A 19,574-nucleotide genomic window follows, 5' to 3' on the forward strand; every position below is an offset into this window, starting at 1 on the left:
ATTCGCTATTTTTGGAGATTTAGCCTTGTGGTAGCCTAAATTGCCAGTAAATATTCAGGTAAAGGCTAGGAAAATTGTATCTGAGGCTAACCACTCACAAAAATTGACGGATAAATTGCTTCTTTTAATTAACTTACTCTATGACAAGTTTTAATCGCTCTACCAGTCGTCGGTTGAAGAAATTAACCCAAATTCCTTCTGTATGGGAGGGCGATCGCCGTCCGTTGTCATCTTCCCAAACCCAACCCAGAGATCCAGAAGGAAAGGGCGATTGTATTCTTTGGGTGGACGGTTCCCAAGGTATTGTCAGAGGAATGGATGTAGTTGCTACAGAAACAGGGCCGGAGGCGGTTGTTCGGACTTTAATGCGGGCGATGGAACATCCCCATAGTCCAGCAAAACCAGCTCGTCCCCAAAGAATTGTCGTGCGCGATCGCGAAATCCAATTTTATCTGCGTGGAGTATTACAAGATTTAGACATCGCCATTGACTACGCACCAGAATTGCCTTTAATTGATGAACTATTTCGCTCTTTTGGGGAAATTCTTGATAGTCAAATCCCTGATTTACCTCCTCAGTATGCCCAAGCTTTGCAAGAAAAGGCTTTCGCGATTTGGCAAGCATCTCCTTGGCAATTCTTGGAAGAACAGCAAATTTTATCCATAGAAATCAATAGATGGGATGTAGGTAAACTCTATGCCTCTGTAATGGGGATGCTGGGGATGGAATATGGCATTTTGTTCTACCGTTCCGAAGATTCCCTCAAGCAATTTCGTGCCGCTGTTTTACAAGATGAAGAATCACAAGGACGTTTGGAAGAAGCTTTTCTCAAGCAAGATTGCCTGTTTCTTACCTTTGAACGTAATGATGAAGATGAAGAAGATGATGGCGATTTAGGAGATCTACCGTTATCAGAAGTTGACCCTACCTTCGGTAATATCCACCCTTTAGAAGGATTGCGGTCTGTTTTGTATGACGAAGAAGCATTAGTTGTCTTTGTCGCTTTAGAAAGCCTTAACCGCTTTATCCGCGATCACCGTCGCCAACTATACGCAGATTCCTTCCCCAGCCTCAGCCATCGCTATCGGATTACACTTCCTCATGCCGATGAAGCAACGAAAACTGTATCTGTGACTGTCTCTACCATGCCAGAATTGACGGCGGAATTGGAGGAAATGGCAGGCTTAGATATTGATGATGAAATGGCAGACTCCTCCATGATGTTTCATTCATTACGAGATGATTTGATCCCCGAAGACTCGTTCTTAAGTTTAGGAGTAGTCTCTTGGGAAATGCTGGAGTATTTGCGCCAAGGCGTTACCTATCATCCTGTGGGTGAAATTGCCAAGGTAGGTGATGGTTTGCCGGTAATTTTAATTCAAACTTCTCGCCCCAGAGCAAAGACGGTAATTGAAAATCTAGAAGCCGCTGGGGGATTAAAAGCTATTTGCTTTAATCCTGGCGCAGATCCCTTTGATGGCAATCAATACGACTTAGGTTTATTACAAACCCAAAATGATGAATTATTTCTCTTCGGGGAATTTTTAGATGACGATCCCATCCACGTAGAAGCTCGCAGAAAATGGAATCAGCGCTGTAAAAATACTAAAGGCTACTGTGGTTTAATTATTGCCAAAGGATTGACAGGAGCGGCTCGTGGCAACCCGCAATTACGAGATATGATGGCTTTGTTTGAAGCGCGATCGCTTTCACCAAAAGATTTAGGTATTGGTACTTTGCAACTCGTACCTGAACTTCAATTTGAATAGTTTTTACTAGAAGGAGGATACATACCTCCTTATTAAAGGATTGTTAGATTTCATTGGGGATAGATATATTTATTCGCTCCCCTTATTTCTTAATGTTTGTTTTCAAAGCATCTATTCACAGCATCAATCCACAAGCAAGTATAAAAATCGTTCTTCTCTAGCTCCTAATCTCTATTGTTAAGTTAGTCAATCACGCCAAATTTTGGCACAACCAAGCATGAAAATCTTTCTCTCCTAGGCCTATGTCTCATGCCCCATGCCCTTTTTCAAGTTAGTACCTAGTACAGCACGGCGTAAATAGCGCAAAGTTGAGCCAGTTTGTTGGACGGGTTCCCCGGCTTAACAACGCAGCGATTATGATTTTGAACAAAGGACTAAAAAGTACTGTGGGGCGCACAGAATCTAAAGCTTCTGGACAGAACGACCTCTATCTAGGTGGGGAAACTCCTCTAGACAAGTTGGCTGGTTGAAAGAAGAATCCTACGGCTTCAAGCCGTGGGAGCGTAAATTCTAACTGAAGCAATATCTTACTGCCGTATTTCAAAAGTTGTGCTTTTCTGCGATGGAACTTGCCGCCAACCCAAAATTCCATGATGACATCAGTATTTTGACTCAGTATAGGCTGATGATTTACTTGCTCAAAACTTTATGAAGTAACTATAGTTTGCTGTTATATCCTTACTTATTCTGATATTTATAGATGTATTAATTAGCACTCTATCGACTGGGTTTGCTGCTTATTTGAGGCTTTTAAAATTATCAAACTTGAGCAGACATTTGTCTAGGTTTTAAATTACATATTAGGATTTTGTTATTTATGAATCTTATTCACTGAAACTTTAGGCAGTTCTATTTTCTTATGTAATTATTTTACAAAGTAAATAATTACTATGATTTAAGTCTTGGATAAAGATTGCTTAAAGTTTATACAGAATCGCTCTAATAAATGCACCCAAAAAATATTGAAGTGTACAATATTTTTTATACAGTAACCTGATGTTACAAAATAATGATTGAAGGCAAATAATGTCTTGTGGCAATCCCTTGCATATTCATCACTAGCTAGACAAGCTATTCAGGACTTATCTTGATAGTTATTATTCTAATTAGATGAATACTTAAAAAATGCCAACCATTTATAGTTGTCAACTAATTTAGCAACTATCTCAGAGCCGAAAAATTCATTGCTTTAAGAAAAAATAGTGGTAAATTGCCAGAAATATGAATAACAAAAATTACCAAAAATACAAATGTAAAGCTGTTAATTTGGTAGCAATTTTCTCTTAATTGATAGAAGTGAATAACACCATCATTTGCTATTGCCTATAGGAACAAGAATTGATAAAAGCAATCTACCTAATTAGGAGTTCATGACAATCTACTAAATTTTTACATCAAACTGTGCAGATGAGGTGTACACAGAAATTACCTCAACCTTCACTCTAATGGCATCTTCATCTATGAGTATGACGTTTTATGTCAGCAGCTAGATGCTATGAATGGTAAACACTTCAGAGCGGAGAAGGTTAGTTAATCTGAACTGAACACTGATTAATAGCCAACTAGATAGATTGCTAAAACACCTTTCCCAGAAAGCGTTTAACAATGTTAATGTTCTAAAACTTGATTGTTAGATCTTATGATATTATGTTTTTTCCAGAATTTTTTAACCAATTTAGTCTTGAGCGTAAAACAAATGCTTTTGCTAAAGAAAAAAATCAACTATCTTGATTTACTTAACAGTATGGCCAACCCTTGATTTATAAAACTTCATTGTTTTGCTTCTACCAAGATACTCGTACCGATGCAAGACCTTTCAAAGGCAAGTGTGCGGTATTTTTCCTGTCACAACAGTATTAAAGCAAATATACCTTTTATATTTTATTGGAAAATGAACAATCTTTGAGAAAACTAGCATTTTTAGTGTTAATGGCATTGCTTGTTTACTGACACTAATTCTAAGAATTTTATCCTTTTCATCTTTAATTAGCTGTCTTTGATGATGTTAATATATAGCAACTAACATGATAATGACAAATAAGAAGTGGGCTGTAAAACGTATAACTGTCAATCTCGCTGCACAGGAAGCTGAAAAACTCGAACAATACTGTCAGCAAACTGGTAGACCAGCAACGGATGTAATTCGCGAATTGATTAGAGGCTTATCCATTGCTGATGATACTAAAGAAGTAAGCAGGTAGACAGGTATTTGTCAACAATACTTTAAATACTTGTTTTTATTTCATTGCCCTCCAAATAGGCAATAAATCAAAGAGGAATCACTTTGGTCTTCTTCCAAAAGTAGAAGACTAAAGTTGAAAAAGCAGTGGGTCGTAGAGTTTACCACATAAGGTAGTGTTGCAGACTTAAAATATGTGTATTTTAGAGTTGGCTCAATGTAGCAACTGATGCCAAGTAGCATGATCAAATATGTGGGAATATGAAGCTCAACTAAAATTTCTTAACTTTCAATTTGAGGAATTCCAAAAATTCAATTATCCAAATTTCCCAGCATAGGCGATGAAGGAATTCTTCCTATATACATCCGTTGGTGATATAGCCTACCCCGTTGGGGAAGAAAACACGGTTATTGTCCTGCTGGAAGTCCCTTATTACCTATCCTCTAGTCTCTTGTTCATGAGACTCTGTTGACGCAGAGTCTCATGTTTTCATATCTGGTAATCAGCTGTACATCAAAAACTCTATCCACAAGGTGGGCATGGGGCATAGGGCATGGGAAAGGTTGCCTTGTCCCAGCATAACCCCAAAGCGCCGGCGCAACTATCCTTCTGCGCCCACAAGGGGATGGGGTTTGTCGTCGCTTTCAATAAATAGCAAATTACGACACCAAGACAGTTACAATCTGTAAAGAAACTGAAAAGGAACGACGGAATGCGCGTTGCAATCGTAGGTGCGGGACTGGCAGGACTAGCCACTGCCGTAGATTTAGCTGATGCTGGCTGTGAAATCCAAATTTTTGAATCCCGTCCATTTGTTGGCGGTAAAGTTGGCAGTTGGGTAGATGGCGATGGCAACCATATTGAAATGGGGTTGCACGTGTTTTTCGGCTGCTACTATCAGCTTTTTGACTTGATGAAAAAGGTAGGGGCGATAGACAATTTACGCCTGAAAGAACATACCCATACTTTTATCAACAAAGGTGGGCGTACTGGTGCTTTAGATTTTCGATTCTTTACAGGTGCGCCTTTTAATGGTTTAAAAGCATTTTTCACCACCTCTCAACTATCATTACAAGATAAATTGCAAAATGCGATCGCTCTAGGCACTAGCCCCATAGTTCGGGGTTTAGTGGACTTTGACGGAGCAATGCAAACTATCCGCGATTTGGATAAAATCAGCTTTGCTGACTGGTTTCGCAGTCATGGTGGTAGCCAAGGTAGCATTAAGCGGATGTGGAACCCCATCGCTTACGCCTTAGGATTTATTGATTGCGAAAACATTTCCGCCCGCTGTATGCTGACAATCTTTCAGTTTTTCGCGGTGAGAACAGAGGCTTCTATATTGCGGATGCTGGAAGGTTCGCCTCATGAATATTTGCACAAACCAATTTTGGAATATTTGGCAGCTAGAGGTACGCAAGTCCATACCCGTCGTCAAGTACGGGAAATTCAGTTTGCAGAATCAGACAAAGAAACCCGTGTGACTGGGATAGTGGTTGCCCAAGGTGATACAGAGGAAGTAATTACTGCTGATGCCTATGTCTTCGCCTGTGATGTGCCAGGGATTCAGCGGATATTACCGCAGCAGTGGCGCAAGTGGTCAGAATTTGACAATATCTACAAACTAGATGCTGTGCCTGTCGCAACAGTACAGTTGAGATTTGATGGCTGGGTAACAGAACTGCAAGACGAGGAAAAACGCAAACAGCTAAACCATGCAGCTGGCATCGACAATTTGCTTTACACGGCGGATGCTGACTTTTCTTGCTTTTCTGATTTAGCACTGAGCAGCCCTGCGGATTATTATCGCCCAGGACAGGGTTCATTATTGCAATTAGTACTGACACCAGGAGATCCATTTATTAAACAAAGCAACGAAGCGATCGCCCAGCACGTCCTTGGGCAAGTGCATGAACTCTTCCCCTCATCGCGGGAGTTAAATATGACTTGGTATAACGTAGTCAAACTAGCCCAGTCTCTCTACCGCGAAGCACCAGGTATGGATGTCTATCGTCCTAACCAAAAGACACCTGTGCCGAATTTCTTCTTGGCAGGTAGTTACACTCAGCAAGATTATATCGATAGTATGGAAGGAGCCACAATTTCCGGAAGGCGGGCAGCAAAAGTAATTTTAGAAAATGTGAAGCAATAAAGAACCGCACTCAGCAACAAAAGGCGCAGAGGAAAAAATGTCAGACTGGCTAGAGCATAGTGTACAGGTAGAAGTAGAGGCTCCTATAGATTTTGTCTGGAGTCTCTGGTCTGATTTAGAACAAATGCCCAAATGGATGAAGTGGATTGATTCGGTGACAGTTCCACCCGATAATCCAGAGATATCTATTTGGAAACTAAGTACTGGCGGTCTGGATTTTACTTGGAAATCTCAGATTCTCAAAGTTATACCCAATCAGATTATTCAATGGAAATCGATTGATGGCTTGCCAAATCAAGGGGCGATTCGTTTTTACGATCGCCACGATAGCAGTATTGTGAAACTCACTGTTTCCTATGCCATTCCCGGAATCATTGGCAAAATCATGGATAACCTATTTTTAGGACGGGCGGTGGAGTCTACAATTCAAGCGGATTTGGAACGGTTTAGAGAATATGCTTTGAATGCGAAAGCTGGGTAAACAATTATTTGTATTTTCGAGGATTACCCAGAATGAAGTCATTAGCTACTGAAATTCCAGTAAATACAATCATTCCTGTATTTACTGCTATAGGCGATCGTCAGTGGCAGAAATTTAAAGATTTAGAAGCAGATTTTATTAGCCAGCATGGGGTGGAAGGTTGACAAGAAGTATTCAACTTTCGAGTCTTACCAGCATTGGATAAAGATTCTAATCGATGGCTACTGATTCACTGGTGTAATGAGGGGATTATTTGGGAAAAAAATGTAGTGTAGCATTAGCTATCCATTGACTTGTTCCACCGCAAAATACCGCCCTCATCAAAATATTTGAAAGCAATCATATTATCAGCTTAGTGATAGCTGTCTGATCACCAAGTTGGATCACTAAAGAGATTAATGGTTAATTGTTCGCGTCCTGGGGGTACGGCTGTGATACAAGCGCGGATGGTTTCGCCATCTTCTAATTCCACAGTGCAAGCGTGACAAGTCCCCATGAGACAGCCAGTAGGGATAAATATCCCCGCCCGTTCTGCTACATCTAACAGGGGTTCTCCCACTTCAGCTTCTACTGTGACATCATCTGGTAAAAAGTGGACGCGAACATTCATCAAATACCAACCTCTCTAAGACAAAAACGGCGTTAAGTCTAAATGGTTTTCAATTTCAGTGGCTAGGGAGTCTAAAGTTTGCTCTCGCTGTTCTCGGTAGTTAGAAACACCAGTAGGCAGAGATTTGAGACCCCGTTGTTGACGGAGGCGGTTTAACCAAGCTCTTCTCCAAGGGCCGTTGTCAAAGATACCATGAAGATATGTACCCCAAACTGATTGACAACTATCTACTAAGCCTAAATTAATATCATCAAATAGAGGCTGGTAGGCTTGGCTATCTGGTTGCTGTTCAATACGCGATCGCCCTTGATGAATTTCAAACCCATAAACTGGTAAGCCCATTTGCGGGAAATTAGAGCTGACTTGGCGCTGGCGGGCAATTTTCTGTCCGGTAATTACAGTTCTGATGGGTAGTAAATTCAACCCTTGATATCTGCCAGCTTGTCCTTCTATACCCTCTGGATCAGCGATGATTTGACCCAGCATTTGATAGCCGCCGCAAATCCCTAAAACTGTACCACCAGAAGCCGCATAATGTTGTATGGCTTCTGCCATGCCGCTTTTTTGTAACAGTAGTAAGTCAGGAATTGTAGTTTTGGTACCTGGTAGAATTACTGCATCTGGATGACCCAATTCTTGCTTGGGATTGAGATATCTTACTGATACTGTTGGTTCTGATTCTAAAGGATCGAAGTCGGTAAAGTTAGAAATTCTGGGTAAACGCAGAACAGCAATATCTAAGTCAGCTTGGGATTTATGGGCTTTCCTCTCCAATAAATCTAGGGAGTCTTCTGCTGGGAACATATGTTCCAAGTAGGGGATAACACCAATCACAGGGATACCAGTCCGCGCTTCTAACCATTTTATACCTGGTTCTAAGATGGAGCGCTGTCCACGGAACTTGTTAATTACGATACCCTTGATTAAATCGCGTTCGTCTTGGTCTAATAACTCTAAAGTGCCTATAACATGGGCAAATGCACCACCTCTATCTATATCTACTACCAATATGGTTGGTGCATTTAAATACTTAGCAACTCGCATATTTGTCAAGTCGCGATGCTTGAGGTTAATCTCCGCAGGACTACCAGCGCCTTCACAAACCAACAAGTCAAATTCTGTACCTAAATGTTGTAGGGATTCTTCAATTGTCCGCCAACCCAGTTCAAAATATTGCTCGTAGTAATCTACCGCACTCACCTTACCTACAGGCCTACCTTTAAGAATGACTTGCGAAGTCATATCTCCTTGGGGCTTCAGTAAAATGGGGTTCATTTCTACCCAAGGTACAACTCCCGCCGCCCAAGCTTGCACTGCTTGAGCGTAGCCAATTTCTCCCCCGCTAGAGGTTACATACGAATTTAAAGCCATATTTTGACCTTTAAAGGGAGCCACTCGCCAGCCACGGCGCGATAAAATGCGACAAATAGCTGTAGTTATTAGTGATTTCCCCGCGTGGGATGTTGTCCCCACCACCATAATTGATTTCATAATGACTATCGGTTGTTCGACATAAGGGGCGGAATTTTAGGGTTGAACGGTAAGCTGGTAATCCGCTCGTCAACAGGTAACAAGCTAGGAAGTAGTTAGAGGAATGATTGTGCCTCTAGATTTCCCACATTTTTGTTGTAGTTTCTACCATCACCGCACAAACTCAGTCTCATGCTGATGATAAAGATTTTATAAATGGGGTCGATGCTTGCGTATATATTGTTCCCTTTTTCTCCCTCATCCTAACCTTATTAGTTTCAAATTCTAAAAAGGTAGTCGAAACCAACGAGTCACAGCGTTTTGAATGCGATCGCTCCATGAAGGCTGAGGCCAATTTTTATTTTGGTATTGTTCTGCTAATTTTTGACCTAGGGGTGTGAGGCGGAAACTATCGGTAATTCCTTGGCCATCAACTTCGCGCCGCAATACACCAACTTGAATTAGCCAGTCTAAAGCTTGATCGCAAGCTAACTCTGATAACGGCTGTTTGGTGTAGCCATACTTGATACCGTTGTCTTGTGCGATCGCACTCACTGAGACACTCCGCTGACGCATAGCCTCTAATAAAGCAGGGCTGAAGGGAGAACAAATTAGCGATCGCTCCGCACGTTCTATAGTGCTTTGAGAATAGGAAAAAGCTTTGGGGTTTGAAGAATTAACAGCAGTCATACAATTTTAGATTTTGGATTTTGGATTTTGGATTGATTACACAGCATAGCGAACGGGGGTTTGAGGATTTTGGATTTTGGATTGATTACACAGCGAAGCGGGGGGCTTGTACCATCAATGAACTATTGGTCATTTGAATCTGGGGAATTTTATTCCTTGAGGTAATTAATTTAATTATTGTAAATTATTGTAAAATTTCAAATGCCCCAACAATCTGAAATAAGAAGGGTTCATTATGGCTCTAGCAGTCGGTACCGATGCGCCTAAATTTACTGCCAAAGATACTAACGGCAACACTGTGTCTTTATCTGATTTTGCAGGTAAGACAGTAGTTTTATATTTTTACCCCAAAGATGACACCCCAGGTTGCACAAAACAAGCTTGTAGCTTCCGGGATGCTCAATCCAATTATCAAGGTAAAGATATTGTCGTACTGGGTGTGAGTGCAGATGATGAAGCTTCCCATCAGGCATTCACAGCAAAATATAATCTGAATTTTCCTTTATTGGCTGACACCGATCACAGCCTAATCAAAGCATACGATGTTGATGGTGGTGGCTACGCTAAACGTGTTACCTACGTCATCGACCCCAGTGGCAAAATTACCCATGTTGATGCCACAGTGAATACAGCTACTCACGCCAGTGATGTTTTAGCTGCTCTAGGGCTATAGAATTTCCCATTTAAAATCAACTAAATTATAGGGGCACAACGAAGTTTTTCTACGCTGTGCCCCTAATTATATAGATAATCGATTTTTGGTAATCCTTTAGTTTTTTGCTGGTGCTGTCTGCCCTGGAGCAGGATTTTGTGGGAGTATAATCAGCGGTGAACTTTGGGGAGCAGTTCCTAGTTGACCCTGATTTTGAATGGCTTGTTGTTGTCTTTTTTTAAACTCCAGGGTAGCTTCGTCTAGTTGCTGATTTTGCTGATCTGCATTCCAGTTAAGAGCGCCAAAATTTGCCTGGTGAATCAGGTTGAACATATTAAAATCTGAACTACCAGCACCAGGGAAGGGATTGGCATTATTTTGATTGAGATCACCACTATTACCAGAATCAACTGTACCTAATTGAGCCAAGCTAGGTTGAGCCAGTAAAGAGGCAAAGCTAATTCCTGCTACGGTAATCGCAGCGAGTTTAGTCAGGGGTAGGAATATTTTTTTCATAGGAATCTTACCCTAAATTTTGCAATGAAATTATGCTTATATCTTAAGCAAGAGTTCGTCGAAGTTGGGGTTGAATACTTAATAAAGCTACAACAGCAAAGCCCAGTAATATTAATAAGGCTTCGCCAAAGGTAACAGCACCCCAAGGAGCCTGCATTACAACACTACCTAATCCCCAATTGCTGTGGAGATAGAGATAGCGGATTGGTTCAATGGCGTAGCTGAGGGGGTTCAGGGTAGCCACCACCTGTAACCACTGGGGCATAAAAGATAAAGGTGCTAAAGCTGTACTGGCAAACAATAGCGGTAGGTTAGTGACGAAAATTACGGCAATGAGTTCAATGTGTCCAGGGAGAGCAAAAGCCAAACCCAGAGAAATGGCTGTGACACCCAAAGCCAAAAGGAAGACAATTAAAGCGATCGCACCTAGCCCAGCTATATCTGGTAACCCTGCGCCTAAAAATGCTGCTGCTCCCACAATTACCGCCGCTTGCAGTAAACTTTGGCTGATAATAAAAATTGCCGAAGCAAAGACAATCGAGAACCGTGAAGCTAAAGGCGCTACCAGTAAGCGATTTAAAAAACCAAACTCGCGGTCAAACATCACAGGCAAACCAGCATTTAAAGCTCCAGCAAATGCTGTAAAAACAATTACGCCAGCAGCCAAGAATTGACCGTAATTTGTCGTACTACCAAAAAGTCCTTTAGGAGCATTTTGGAACAAAGCACCAAACAGCACCAGCCACATTACAGGCTGAATAATTCCCGCCACCAAAGTTGAAGGACGGCGTTGCAACTGAATAAACAAGCGACGAGTTAAAGCTAAAGTCTCCTGTACTAATTCACCAAAAAAATTAGGAGTAGCATCAACATATCCTTGCGGCGATGTTGCTGGTTGCCAATTGATATCAGATTTTGGAGTAACACTCATAACAATTTTGGATTTTGGATTTTAGATTTTAGATTTGGGTATGGGGCATTGGGCATTGGGCATTGGGCATCGGTAATGGGTAATTGGTAATTGGTAATTGGGGGTTTGATGTTTGTCATTAATTATTTCTCCCCTGCCTCCTCTGCCTCCTCTGCTTCCTCTGCTCCCTTATCCCCAGTCCCCAGTCCCTAGTCCCCAGTCCCTACCTCATATTCTGCTTCTTCTCGGCTTTCGGATCGCGATTGGCTGAGGCTGCGAGTTCTGCATCCATGAGGGTGCGTCCGGTGGCGGCGAGGTAAACGTCATCTAGGCTGGGGCGAGATTGGGCGATGCCGAAAATGGGTAAGCCAGCTGTATTTAAGGCTTGTTGAATGGTAATCAGCGCGTCATTTTGGGGTGTGACTACCAAATTAAGAGAATTACCTTGGGCGCTGTTGATAATTACTTCCTGCACCAAGGGCAAAGCTTGCAGGAGGTGTTTAGCTTTTTCGGCTTCTTCAATGGGGGAGAATTCGCGAATTCGCAAAGTAATGCGATCGCCTCCTACTTGGTCTTTTAATTGTGAAGGTGTGCCAGATGCAATGACAACGCCGCGATCAATAATCGCCACGCGATCGGCTAGCGCGTCAATTTCTTCTAAATAATGGCTGGTAATTACTACAGTGGTTCCAGAGGCGCGTAACTTCCGCAAGAATTCCCAAACAATAAAGCGGCTTTCGATATCAAGTCCCACCGTTGGTTCATCCAACACCAAAACATCTGGTGCATGGAGTAATCCAGCCGCTAAATCCAGGCGCTTGCGTAAACCGCCTGAATAAGTTCCGGTTTTTTTATCAGCGTATTCTTGCAAATTGAGTAAATCTAATACTGTCTCAATTCGCTGTTTCCCTACCGCGCTAGGGAGGTGATAAAGCGCCGCTTGCAGTTGCAGCAGTTCTTTACCAGTTAGTACCTTATCTAAAGCGACTTCTTGAGCCACATAACCTAACTTTTGTCTGGCTACTCTGGGGTTACCCAACACCGAAACTCCAGATACTTCGATTTTGCCAGCATCCGGCGTAGTGAGGGTACACAAAGCACGCAGAGTAGTTGTTTTACCAGCGCCATTGGGGCCGAGTAAGCCAAAGATTTCTCCAGGTTCTACCTGAAAAGAGACATCTTTGACGGCTTCCACCGTGCCATAGCGCTTTTGCAGATTTTGAATTAAAACAGCGGGAGCCATGACAGCTAATCCCCAACGATACAAATCTCAACAAAGTCTATCTATATTGTAGTGGAGTAGTGGGAGGTGAAGCGATCGCGTTGATACAGCTCCCTCATTTTAGGGACTTCTAACTAAAAAAATATTCTATCGCTAGGGATAGGAGAGGGAGCAGTCTCAATGGGATTATTAATTTTGTACAGACGCTATTAATAGCGTCTCTCCAACTCAGAACTCAGCACTTTCCAGTCAGCCTGTCAGTAAAAAAAATACTTTTTGGATGTCACTGGTTTTCAAGAACATTCAGGAACCAGAAAAGGTTATATGAATTGTTTCGAGTATTTTAACCACCATCATCCGTTATTTTTTACTTGCTTGCCTCTAATTTAGAGCAGTTTTCTTTCATTAAAAATACACACTGAATTATCTAATTTCTCATTGCACGGTATCTAATATGAACCACATACTCAAGAATAAGCGCGCACTCATTACTGGAGGCAGTCGCGGCATTGGGGCAGCGATCGTCAAGCGTTTAGCAAGTGAAGGTGCTGATGTTGCTTTCACTTATACCAGTTCACCCGACCGGGCTAACGAAATCGTCCAGGCAGTGCAAGCATTAGGTGTCCAGGCTCTTGCCATCCACGCCGACAGTGCCGATGCCAGGGAGGTAGTCGCAGCTGTTGAAGACACTGTGAACAAATTGGGCAGCATTGATATTCTTGTCAATAATGCAGGCGTACTGGCGATCGGCCCAATCGACGATTTCACGCTTGCGGACTTTGATCGAACCTTTGCCATTAACGTGCGTGCCGTGTTTGTGGCGACGCAAGCCGCAGTCAAGCACATGAAAGAGGGCGGACGCATCATCAACATCGGCAGCACCAACGCCGAACGTATGCCATTTGCTGGTGGCGGTGTTTATGCCATGAGTAAATCTGCTCTGCAAGGGCTTGTGCAAGGACTGTCTCGTGACCTTGGCCCCCGCGGAATTACGATCAACAATGTGCAGCCGGGGCCGATCGCTACGGATATGAATCCCTCGGAGGGTGAGTTTGCCGAGATACTCAAAAAGCAGATAGCGGTAGCCCGCTACGGCACGGTTGACGAGGTTGCAGGGCTGGTTGCTTATCTGGCAGGCCCTGAGTCCGGTTACATCACCGGCGCAAACCTGATGATTGATGGAGGGTTTAGCGCATAACTGCCGTAGGTGGATGCCTAATACCAATTCACGCCTAATGTGAATTAGAAACGCCTCTTATGCCATAAGGGTTTCAACATTTAATTCTCATTAAACGTAATTCGTAATTTGTAATTCAGCAAGCTGGATATATCCTGGGCTTATCTCTGTTGCTTGATTTTAGAAAATTAGCTAGAACGGCAAAATAAACTAGAGTAAGTTTGTAATGGTTGAAATAGGCGTAAATAAGTAAACCAAAATTTTCAACAATAACGAATTTACTAGGTTTGAGTTTTTGCTCTAGCTAACTTTGCCACTCTAGAAAAAAAGAATGATTCAACTATAAATTTGCGGCATTAATTACACCAAAACCCCATTTACTATCAAATGTTCCTGGGGGTTTACCAGGGATAGAACTATTTTTACGTAGTAAATCTTTTACTGTTACTGGGTCAAGTTTAGGGTCACGTTGTAAGAGTAAGGCGACTAAGCCAGTGACAAATGGTGTTGCCATACTGGTACCAGCCATCACCACAAATTTAGAATTGAGCATCATAGAGCGATCAAGACTAGCATTTGCAGACAGGGTGGAAACAATCATTGCTCCTGGTGCCGCTATATCCGGCTTCTGAGCATCATTCCGTAATGGCCCTTCACTGCTGAACTCAGACATGGTATCTAATTCTAAGCCCATGTCTCGCAGCTGATTGTCAATATCTGTGTACTGCACTTTTGTAGTATAGGCAGCAACTGTAATCGCACTGCTAGCTGCTCCTGGAGAGCCTATTTTTACAGCATCTTTAACACTTTTACCTGTAAAAAATACTGAGGAATGATCGTCAACAGCCCACACATCAAGACGAGTGTCGCTATCAGTGGTGTTACGTAACCGCAACTGCCAAATACCACCCATGACTGCAGAAGGGCCATTACCGCGAATTTGCACAAAGAAGTTATGGTCACCATTGCCTTTATCTGGGGCTGGGGTGACGATTTGCACCCGCGAATCTGGTAATTGATAATCTTGGGTGGGATTACCGTCTTTAATGATTTTTTGGTACGGGGTAACGAAACCGTTAGGACTTCGTAAAGATATCTCTAACTCTGTGTCGCCATCATACCAACCGTTTAACCAGACTATGCCTACTTGATTTAAAGGCACATTAAAGCGCATACTGGCTGACTTCTTAGCACCTATCTTGGTTTGACCGTGAATGTTGTCGTTTCCTTCATTACCCGCCGCACAACAAACAATTTTGCCAGGGCCAGTTTCAGCATCGATGATGCGAGATAGGGAATCACTACCATCATGGGAATCAGCGTGTCCACCTAAGCTGAGATTTAACACTACTGGGCGTTTCAAATCACTGGCTACACGGAAAACGTAGCGAACAGCATCGGCAATATGGGCATCTTGTAAGTCTGATTTCACAATGACTAATTCTGCTTCTGGTGCGACACCTGAAAAATTTTCATCTGCACCAGCCGCAATGCCAGCAACATGGGTACCATGACCATCAGTATCTTGAGAAACGGTGATTTGTTCGCCTGTAAATTCAGCCCCATAGTCACCTTCTTTAACTCCTGGCCCTGGGAGTGTTTGATCCCAAATGCGTAAAATCCGCCCAGCAAAGGCAGGATGTTTGGGATCAATGCCACTATCGACAATCCCAATCAATACCCCCTTGCCAGTCAATCCCGTTTTGTTTTTAAACTCTGGCAATTTTACCTTCCCTGCTGCCACATCCATCCGCAGATGTAGTTTGCGTGAAGGTTTGATGCGCTGAATGACTTCCTCCTCTGATAAAGGATCTAAAGCCTGTAGAGGTAAAAACGCCGTTCGCACACTGCCAGAACTCTGATTAACACGAATGCCATATTGTTCTAAATGGCTCAAGTCTGCATCAGGTTCGCAGTAGAGAAAAACGATACTCTTAGTAGGCTTAACAGAACTTTTATGAGCAATGATACCAAGCGATCGCTTGTGTGTAGTTAAAGCTTGCTCTCCTTCATTTTCATAATCTTGATAAGCCAACAGTAGCCCCGGAGAGAGTTTTTCGTGTCTCATTTTTTTCTCCACGTCTATGTGTTTTCCTAAAATTCATGTATTGGTTTTAGTAGTCTCAGTTGTTTTAGCACATACTGTTGGGACTGGGGATTGGGGACTGGGGATTGGGGACTGGGGACTGGGAAAAGCAACGGGGCAGGGGGCAAGGAGCAGAGGAGGAGAAATAATTAATGACAAACACTAATTACCAATTACCAATTACCAATTACCAATTACCAATTACCAATTACCAATTACCAATTACCAATTACCAATTACCGATGCCCAATGCCCAATGCCCCATTCCCTAATTCCAATCTTGCTCTTCTTTCTTACCGCGACTTTTATAAATTCCGCCGACATCATGAAGTTGGCGAGTCTTAGCAAATAATTCAGCTTCGGTCAAACCCCAGCGCTGTAAGACTTTATTTAAGCCTTGCTGAATGTCTCTAGCACCGGGAAAGCCTTGATACCGTATCCACAATCGAGCCAGTTCTGCTAAATTATAGTCTGTCGCCTCTTGAGCAAGTAAAATATCAATAGTGGGGCGATCGCGGTTTTGTAGGGGATGCTGTTGGTCTTTACCGCTAGATGCTTCAGTCATGGTAAATCCTATGTTCTGATTCCTGCGTTTTAAGTCTATCTAAGAGCAAAGGTACATCAAAGACCACTGAAAAATCAGCAAACTATGTCAAATTTGTTACTAATACTGGAAAGCTGACGAAACTCACTATTCTTACTGACGGCTACCACACCTGAACTCTTACGGCTCTCACTACTGTCATTCAAGTTTAAATAAAGATACATTGTCATTAAGAAAATACATGAAACTTTAGATGAGGGTGATATATTATTTCACCCAAAGTCCAAGCAGCAAGGGAGCAATAACCCGCTATGTTTGAACACTTCACTTCCGAAGCAATTAAAGTAATTATGCTAGCTCAGGAGGAGGCACGTCGCCTGGGACACAACTTTGTAGGAACAGAGCAAATTCTCCTCGGGCTGATGGGAGAAGGAACTGGGGTTGCTGCTAAAGTGCTGACCGAATTGGGCGTTACTCTTAAAGAAGCACGTCGAGAGGTTGAAAAAATTATTGGTAGGGGTTCTGGGTTTGTACCACCAGAAATTCCTTTTACTCCTAAAGTAAAAAGCCTCTTTGAGCAATCATTTAAAGAAGCCCATAGTTTGGGGCACAACTACATTAATACAGAACACTTACTTTTAGGTTTAACCGAGGCTGGTGAAGGTGTAGCCGCCAAAGTCCTGCAAAATCTGGGGGTTGACCTCAAAAGCGTCCGCGCTGCTGTAGTTCGCCACTTAGGTGACAACACCACAGTTTTCGCCGCAGGTAATAGTGGTCAAAAGCGCACCCAAACTCTCAGCCTGGAAGAATTTGGTAGAAATCTCACCAAACTAGCACAAGAAGGCAGACTCGACCCAATTGTCGGCCGCGATAAAGAAATTGAACGTGCTATTCAAATTCTCGGACGTAGAACTAAAAGCAATCCTGTCTTAATTGGGGAACCTGGCGTTGGTAAAACTGCGATCGCCGAAGGTCTAGCTCAACGCATTATCAATCAAGATGTGCCGGAAGTTCTGCAAGACAAGCAAGTTATCAGCTTGGATATGGGCTTGCTGGTGGCAGGAACTCGCTTCCGTGGCGACTTTGAAGAACGCATCAAGAAAATTGTCGATGAAATTCGCTCTGTCGGCAATATCATCCTGGTGATAGATGAAATTCACACCTTAGTTGGTGCTGGGGGTACAGAAGGCGGCTTAGATGCAGCCAATATCCTCAAACCTGCTTTAGCTAGAGGCGAACTGCAATGTGTGGGCGCAACCACCTTGGATGAATATCGTCAGCACATTGAGCGGGATGCAGCCCTAGAACGGCGTTTCCAACCGATTATGGTTGGCGAACCCACTGTAGAAGAAACTATCCAAATTCTCTACGGCTTGCGGGGTGCCTACGAGCAACACCATAAAGTGACAATTTCCGACACAGCTGTAGTAGCCGCAGCCGAATTGTCAGACCGCTATATTAGCGATCGCTTCTTACCTGATAAAGCCATAGACTTGATCGATGAAGCAGGTTCTCGCGTCCGCTTGAGGAACTCTCAGCTATCTTCTAACAAAGAACTGAAGCGTGAACTTGCTGGCGTGACCAAAGCTAAAGAAGAAGCTGTCAGAGTCCAAGATTTTGACAAAGCAGGTCAGCTACGCGATCAAGAGTTGGAACTACAAAACAAACTCTACGCTGAGTCAGAAGCAGGAACACCAGGAAAAAGTCCTGTTGTCGATGAAGAAGACATTGCCCAAATCGTCGCTTCCTGGACTGGTGTACCAGTCAACAAGCTCACAGAATCAGAATCCGAGCTACTGTTGCATTTAGAAGATACACTGCATCAACGCCTCATCGGTCAAGAACAAGCAGTTACTGCCGTATCTCGCGCCATCCGTCGCGCCAGAGTTGGCTTAAAGAACCCCAATCGCCCCATCGCTAGTTTTATCTTTTCCGGCCCCACAGGTGTTGGTAAGACAGAATTGGCTAAAGCCTTAGCAGCTTACTTCTTCGGCTCCGAAGAAGCTATGATTCGCCTAGATATGTCCGAATACATGGAAAGCCATACAGTATCTAAGCTGATTGGTTCACCTCCAGGTTATGTAGGCTACGACGAAGGCGGACAGCTAACAGAAGCCGTGCGGCGCAAACCATACACAGTGCTGCTATTCGACGAAATCGAAAAAGCGCACCCCGATGTATTCAATATGCTGCTGCAACTGTTGGATGACGGACACCTTACCGATGCTAAAGGTCGGAAAGTGGACTTCAAGAATACCTTAATTATCTTGACCTCTAATATCGGTTCCAAGGTAATTGAAAAAGGTGGCGGTGGATTAGGCTTTGACTTCGACAGTGCAGCCGATGCTAGTTACAACCGCATCCGTAGCTTGGTTAACGAAGAACTCAAAGCATACTTCCGTCCAGAGTTCCTCAACCGTCTTGATGAGATCATCGTCTTCACTCAGCTTTCTAAGGGTGAAGTTACACAAATTGCCGATATCTTATTACGCGAAGTTGCAGGCCGCTTGACAGAAAAAGGCATTACCTTAGAAGTGAGCGATCGCTTCAAAGAACGAGTAGTACAAGAAGGCTACAACCCCAGCTACGGTGCAAGACCCTTACGTCGAGCCATTATGCGCCTGTTGGAAGATTCTCTCGCAGAAGCGCTACTGTCTGGTCAAATCACCAATGGCGACACAGCAATTGTGGATGTTGACGACGACGGTCAAGTGCAAGTCCGTAAATCTGAACAACGCGAATTACTCTTGGCAAATGTTGGCTAATATTTATACCATGTCACTTTTGCGGTAAGATAGGAGAACTATTGCAATCCTGCCTGCCGCAGAGAAAGCAAGAGAGGAGTATTCTTGACAAAAATGTAGTGAAATGGTAATAGCTCTTTAAAACTCTGGTAGTAATACCAGGGTTTTTTTTGCGGCAAAAAGCTGAACAAGAAAGGGAACAAGCGCAACAGCAACTTGCAGAAATGGAAGCTATGCTGGCTCGTTATCGAGAAAGGTTTGGTGAGTTACCTGAGTAATATTATTCTGTATCCTACGCCTCACAGGGGGAACTAATTGATACTCACACCAGTCATGGTTGTAAGGTTTTATTAAGCATTTTGCGAAAACCA

Annotated in this window: 16 protein-coding genes; 8 read left to right on the forward strand and 8 right to left on the reverse strand. The window is 43.0% G+C overall.

Annotation, left to right across the window (positions count from 1 at the left end; all coding sequences use genetic code 11):
• Positions 1-140: 140 nt before the first annotated feature.
• The 5 genes from AACU25_RS03980 to AACU25_RS04000 all read left to right on the forward strand — a co-directional run bounded on the left by AACU25_RS03980 (position 141) and on the right by AACU25_RS04000 (position 6,746).
• A complete protein-coding gene (locus tag AACU25_RS03980) occupies positions 141-1,769 on the forward strand; it encodes a DUF6930 domain-containing protein (protein ID WP_096574008.1) in 1,629 nt (542 codons plus the stop codon).
• Between the two features lie 2,024 nt (positions 1,770-3,793).
• Positions 3,794-3,970, forward strand: a complete 177-nt coding sequence (locus AACU25_RS03985; RefSeq protein WP_190445986.1) for a ribbon-helix-helix domain-containing protein — start codon at positions 3,794-3,796, stop codon at positions 3,968-3,970.
• Between the two features lie 691 nt (positions 3,971-4,661).
• The gene (gene zds, locus AACU25_RS03990) at positions 4,662-6,101 is read left to right on the forward strand and encodes a 9,9'-di-cis-zeta-carotene desaturase (protein ID WP_096574010.1); all 1,440 of its coding nucleotides are present in this window, start codon (positions 4,662-4,664) and stop codon (positions 6,099-6,101) included.
• Positions 6,102-6,138: 37 nt separating this feature from the next.
• A complete protein-coding gene (locus tag AACU25_RS03995) occupies positions 6,139-6,582 on the forward strand; it encodes an SRPBCC family protein (RefSeq protein WP_096574011.1) in 444 nt (147 codons plus the stop codon).
• Between the two features lie 32 nt (positions 6,583-6,614).
• Positions 6,615-6,746, forward strand: coding sequence for a hypothetical protein (locus AACU25_RS04000; RefSeq protein ID WP_321206856.1), 132 nt, complete (start codon positions 6,615-6,617; stop codon positions 6,744-6,746).
• Positions 6,747-6,952: 206 nt separating this feature from the next.
• Here the strand turns inward: AACU25_RS04000 and AACU25_RS04005 are convergent, their stop codons facing one another.
• From AACU25_RS04005 to AACU25_RS04015, 3 genes are all read right to left on the reverse strand, one after another.
• Positions 6,953-7,192, reverse strand: coding sequence for a 2Fe-2S iron-sulfur cluster-binding protein (locus AACU25_RS04005; protein ID WP_045870038.1), 240 nt, complete (start codon positions 7,190-7,192; stop codon positions 6,953-6,955).
• 15 nt (positions 7,193-7,207) lie between these two features.
• A complete protein-coding gene (gene cobQ, locus AACU25_RS04010; RefSeq protein WP_096574012.1) occupies positions 7,208-8,683 on the reverse strand; it encodes a cobyric acid synthase CobQ in 1,476 nt (491 codons plus the stop codon).
• A gap of 264 nt (positions 8,684-8,947) precedes the next feature.
• The gene (locus AACU25_RS04015; RefSeq protein ID WP_096574013.1) at positions 8,948-9,352 is read right to left on the reverse strand and encodes an Npun_F0494 family protein; all 405 of its coding nucleotides are present in this window, start codon (positions 9,350-9,352) and stop codon (positions 8,948-8,950) included.
• 235 nt (positions 9,353-9,587) lie between these two features.
• On the opposite strand from AACU25_RS04015, the gene AACU25_RS04020 reads away from it, so the two are divergent.
• Positions 9,588-10,025 (forward strand): peroxiredoxin, encoded by a 438-nt coding sequence (locus tag AACU25_RS04020; RefSeq protein WP_096574014.1) that lies wholly within the window; start codon positions 9,588-9,590, stop codon positions 10,023-10,025.
• 96 nt (positions 10,026-10,121) lie between these two features.
• Here the strand turns inward: AACU25_RS04020 and AACU25_RS04025 are convergent, their stop codons facing one another.
• The 3 genes from AACU25_RS04025 to AACU25_RS04035 all read right to left on the reverse strand — a co-directional run bounded on the left by AACU25_RS04025 (position 10,122) and on the right by AACU25_RS04035 (position 12,673).
• Entirely contained in the window at positions 10,122-10,520 is a 399-nt protein-coding gene (locus AACU25_RS04025; RefSeq protein WP_096574015.1) for a hypothetical protein, read from the reverse strand.
• 43 nt (positions 10,521-10,563) lie between these two features.
• Complete coding sequence (locus AACU25_RS04030; RefSeq protein WP_096574016.1) at positions 10,564-11,451, reverse strand: ABC transporter permease; 888 nt, start codon at positions 11,449-11,451, stop codon at positions 10,564-10,566.
• Between the two features lie 202 nt (positions 11,452-11,653).
• Positions 11,654-12,673 carry an ABC transporter ATP-binding protein gene (locus tag AACU25_RS04035; protein WP_096574017.1) on the reverse strand — a complete coding sequence of 340 codons (1,020 nt, stop codon included), beginning with the start codon at positions 12,671-12,673 and terminating at the stop codon, positions 11,654-11,656.
• A gap of 433 nt (positions 12,674-13,106) precedes the next feature.
• On the opposite strand from AACU25_RS04035, the gene AACU25_RS04040 reads away from it, so the two are divergent.
• Positions 13,107-13,850, forward strand: coding sequence for a 3-oxoacyl-ACP reductase family protein (locus AACU25_RS04040; RefSeq protein WP_096574018.1), 744 nt, complete (start codon positions 13,107-13,109; stop codon positions 13,848-13,850).
• Positions 13,851-14,169: 319 nt separating this feature from the next.
• Here the strand turns inward: AACU25_RS04040 and AACU25_RS04045 are convergent, their stop codons facing one another.
• Both AACU25_RS04045 and AACU25_RS04050 read right to left on the reverse strand, forming a co-directional pair.
• A complete protein-coding gene (locus tag AACU25_RS04045; RefSeq protein WP_096574019.1) occupies positions 14,170-15,897 on the reverse strand; it encodes a S8 family peptidase in 1,728 nt (575 codons plus the stop codon).
• A gap of 286 nt (positions 15,898-16,183) precedes the next feature.
• Positions 16,184-16,480 (reverse strand): DUF3288 family protein, encoded by a 297-nt coding sequence (locus AACU25_RS04050; RefSeq protein ID WP_096574020.1) that lies wholly within the window; start codon positions 16,478-16,480, stop codon positions 16,184-16,186.
• 290 nt (positions 16,481-16,770) lie between these two features.
• Between AACU25_RS04050 and AACU25_RS04055 the strand changes: the two genes are divergently transcribed.
• Entirely contained in the window at positions 16,771-19,224 is a 2,454-nt protein-coding gene (locus AACU25_RS04055; RefSeq protein WP_096574021.1) for an ATP-dependent Clp protease ATP-binding subunit, read from the forward strand.
• The last annotated feature ends 350 nt before the right edge of the window (positions 19,225-19,574 follow it).

The organism is Tolypothrix tenuis PCC 7101 (assembly GCF_963874875.1).
Taxonomy (GTDB): Bacteria; Cyanobacteriota; Cyanobacteriia; order Cyanobacteriales; family Nostocaceae; genus Aulosira; species Aulosira tenue.

What these genes read in the sequence shown, in the direction of transcription:
- AACU25_RS03980 (WP_096574008.1), top strand. Translation starts at nt 141, where the DNA reads ATGACAAGTTTTAATCGCTCTACCAGTCGTCGGTTGAAGAAATTAACC.
- AACU25_RS03985 (WP_190445986.1), top strand. Translation starts at nt 3,794, where the DNA reads ATGATAATGACAAATAAGAAGTGGGCTGTAAAACGTATAACTGTCAAT.
- zds (WP_096574010.1), top strand. Translation starts at nt 4,662, where the DNA reads ATGCGCGTTGCAATCGTAGGTGCGGGACTGGCAGGACTAGCCACTGCC.
- AACU25_RS03995 (WP_096574011.1), top strand. Translation starts at nt 6,139, where the DNA reads ATGTCAGACTGGCTAGAGCATAGTGTACAGGTAGAAGTAGAGGCTCCT.
- AACU25_RS04000 (WP_321206856.1), top strand. Translation starts at nt 6,615, where the DNA reads ATGAAGTCATTAGCTACTGAAATTCCAGTAAATACAATCATTCCTGTA.
- AACU25_RS04005 (WP_045870038.1), bottom strand. Translation starts at nt 7,192, where the DNA reads ATGAATGTTCGCGTCCACTTTTTACCAGATGATGTCACAGTAGAAGCT.
- cobQ (WP_096574012.1), bottom strand. Translation starts at nt 8,683, where the DNA reads ATGAAATCAATTATGGTGGTGGGGACAACATCCCACGCGGGGAAATCA.
- AACU25_RS04015 (WP_096574013.1), bottom strand. Translation starts at nt 9,352, where the DNA reads ATGACTGCTGTTAATTCTTCAAACCCCAAAGCTTTTTCCTATTCTCAA.
- AACU25_RS04020 (WP_096574014.1), top strand. Translation starts at nt 9,588, where the DNA reads ATGGCTCTAGCAGTCGGTACCGATGCGCCTAAATTTACTGCCAAAGAT.
- AACU25_RS04025 (WP_096574015.1), bottom strand. Translation starts at nt 10,520, where the DNA reads ATGAAAAAAATATTCCTACCCCTGACTAAACTCGCTGCGATTACCGTA.
- AACU25_RS04030 (WP_096574016.1), bottom strand. Translation starts at nt 11,451, where the DNA reads ATGAGTGTTACTCCAAAATCTGATATCAATTGGCAACCAGCAACATCG.
- AACU25_RS04035 (WP_096574017.1), bottom strand. Translation starts at nt 12,673, where the DNA reads ATGGCTCCCGCTGTTTTAATTCAAAATCTGCAAAAGCGCTATGGCACG.
- AACU25_RS04040 (WP_096574018.1), top strand. Translation starts at nt 13,107, where the DNA reads ATGAACCACATACTCAAGAATAAGCGCGCACTCATTACTGGAGGCAGT.
- AACU25_RS04045 (WP_096574019.1), bottom strand. Translation starts at nt 15,897, where the DNA reads ATGAGACACGAAAAACTCTCTCCGGGGCTACTGTTGGCTTATCAAGAT.
- AACU25_RS04050 (WP_096574020.1), bottom strand. Translation starts at nt 16,480, where the DNA reads ATGACTGAAGCATCTAGCGGTAAAGACCAACAGCATCCCCTACAAAAC.
- AACU25_RS04055 (WP_096574021.1), top strand. Translation starts at nt 16,771, where the DNA reads ATGTTTGAACACTTCACTTCCGAAGCAATTAAAGTAATTATGCTAGCT.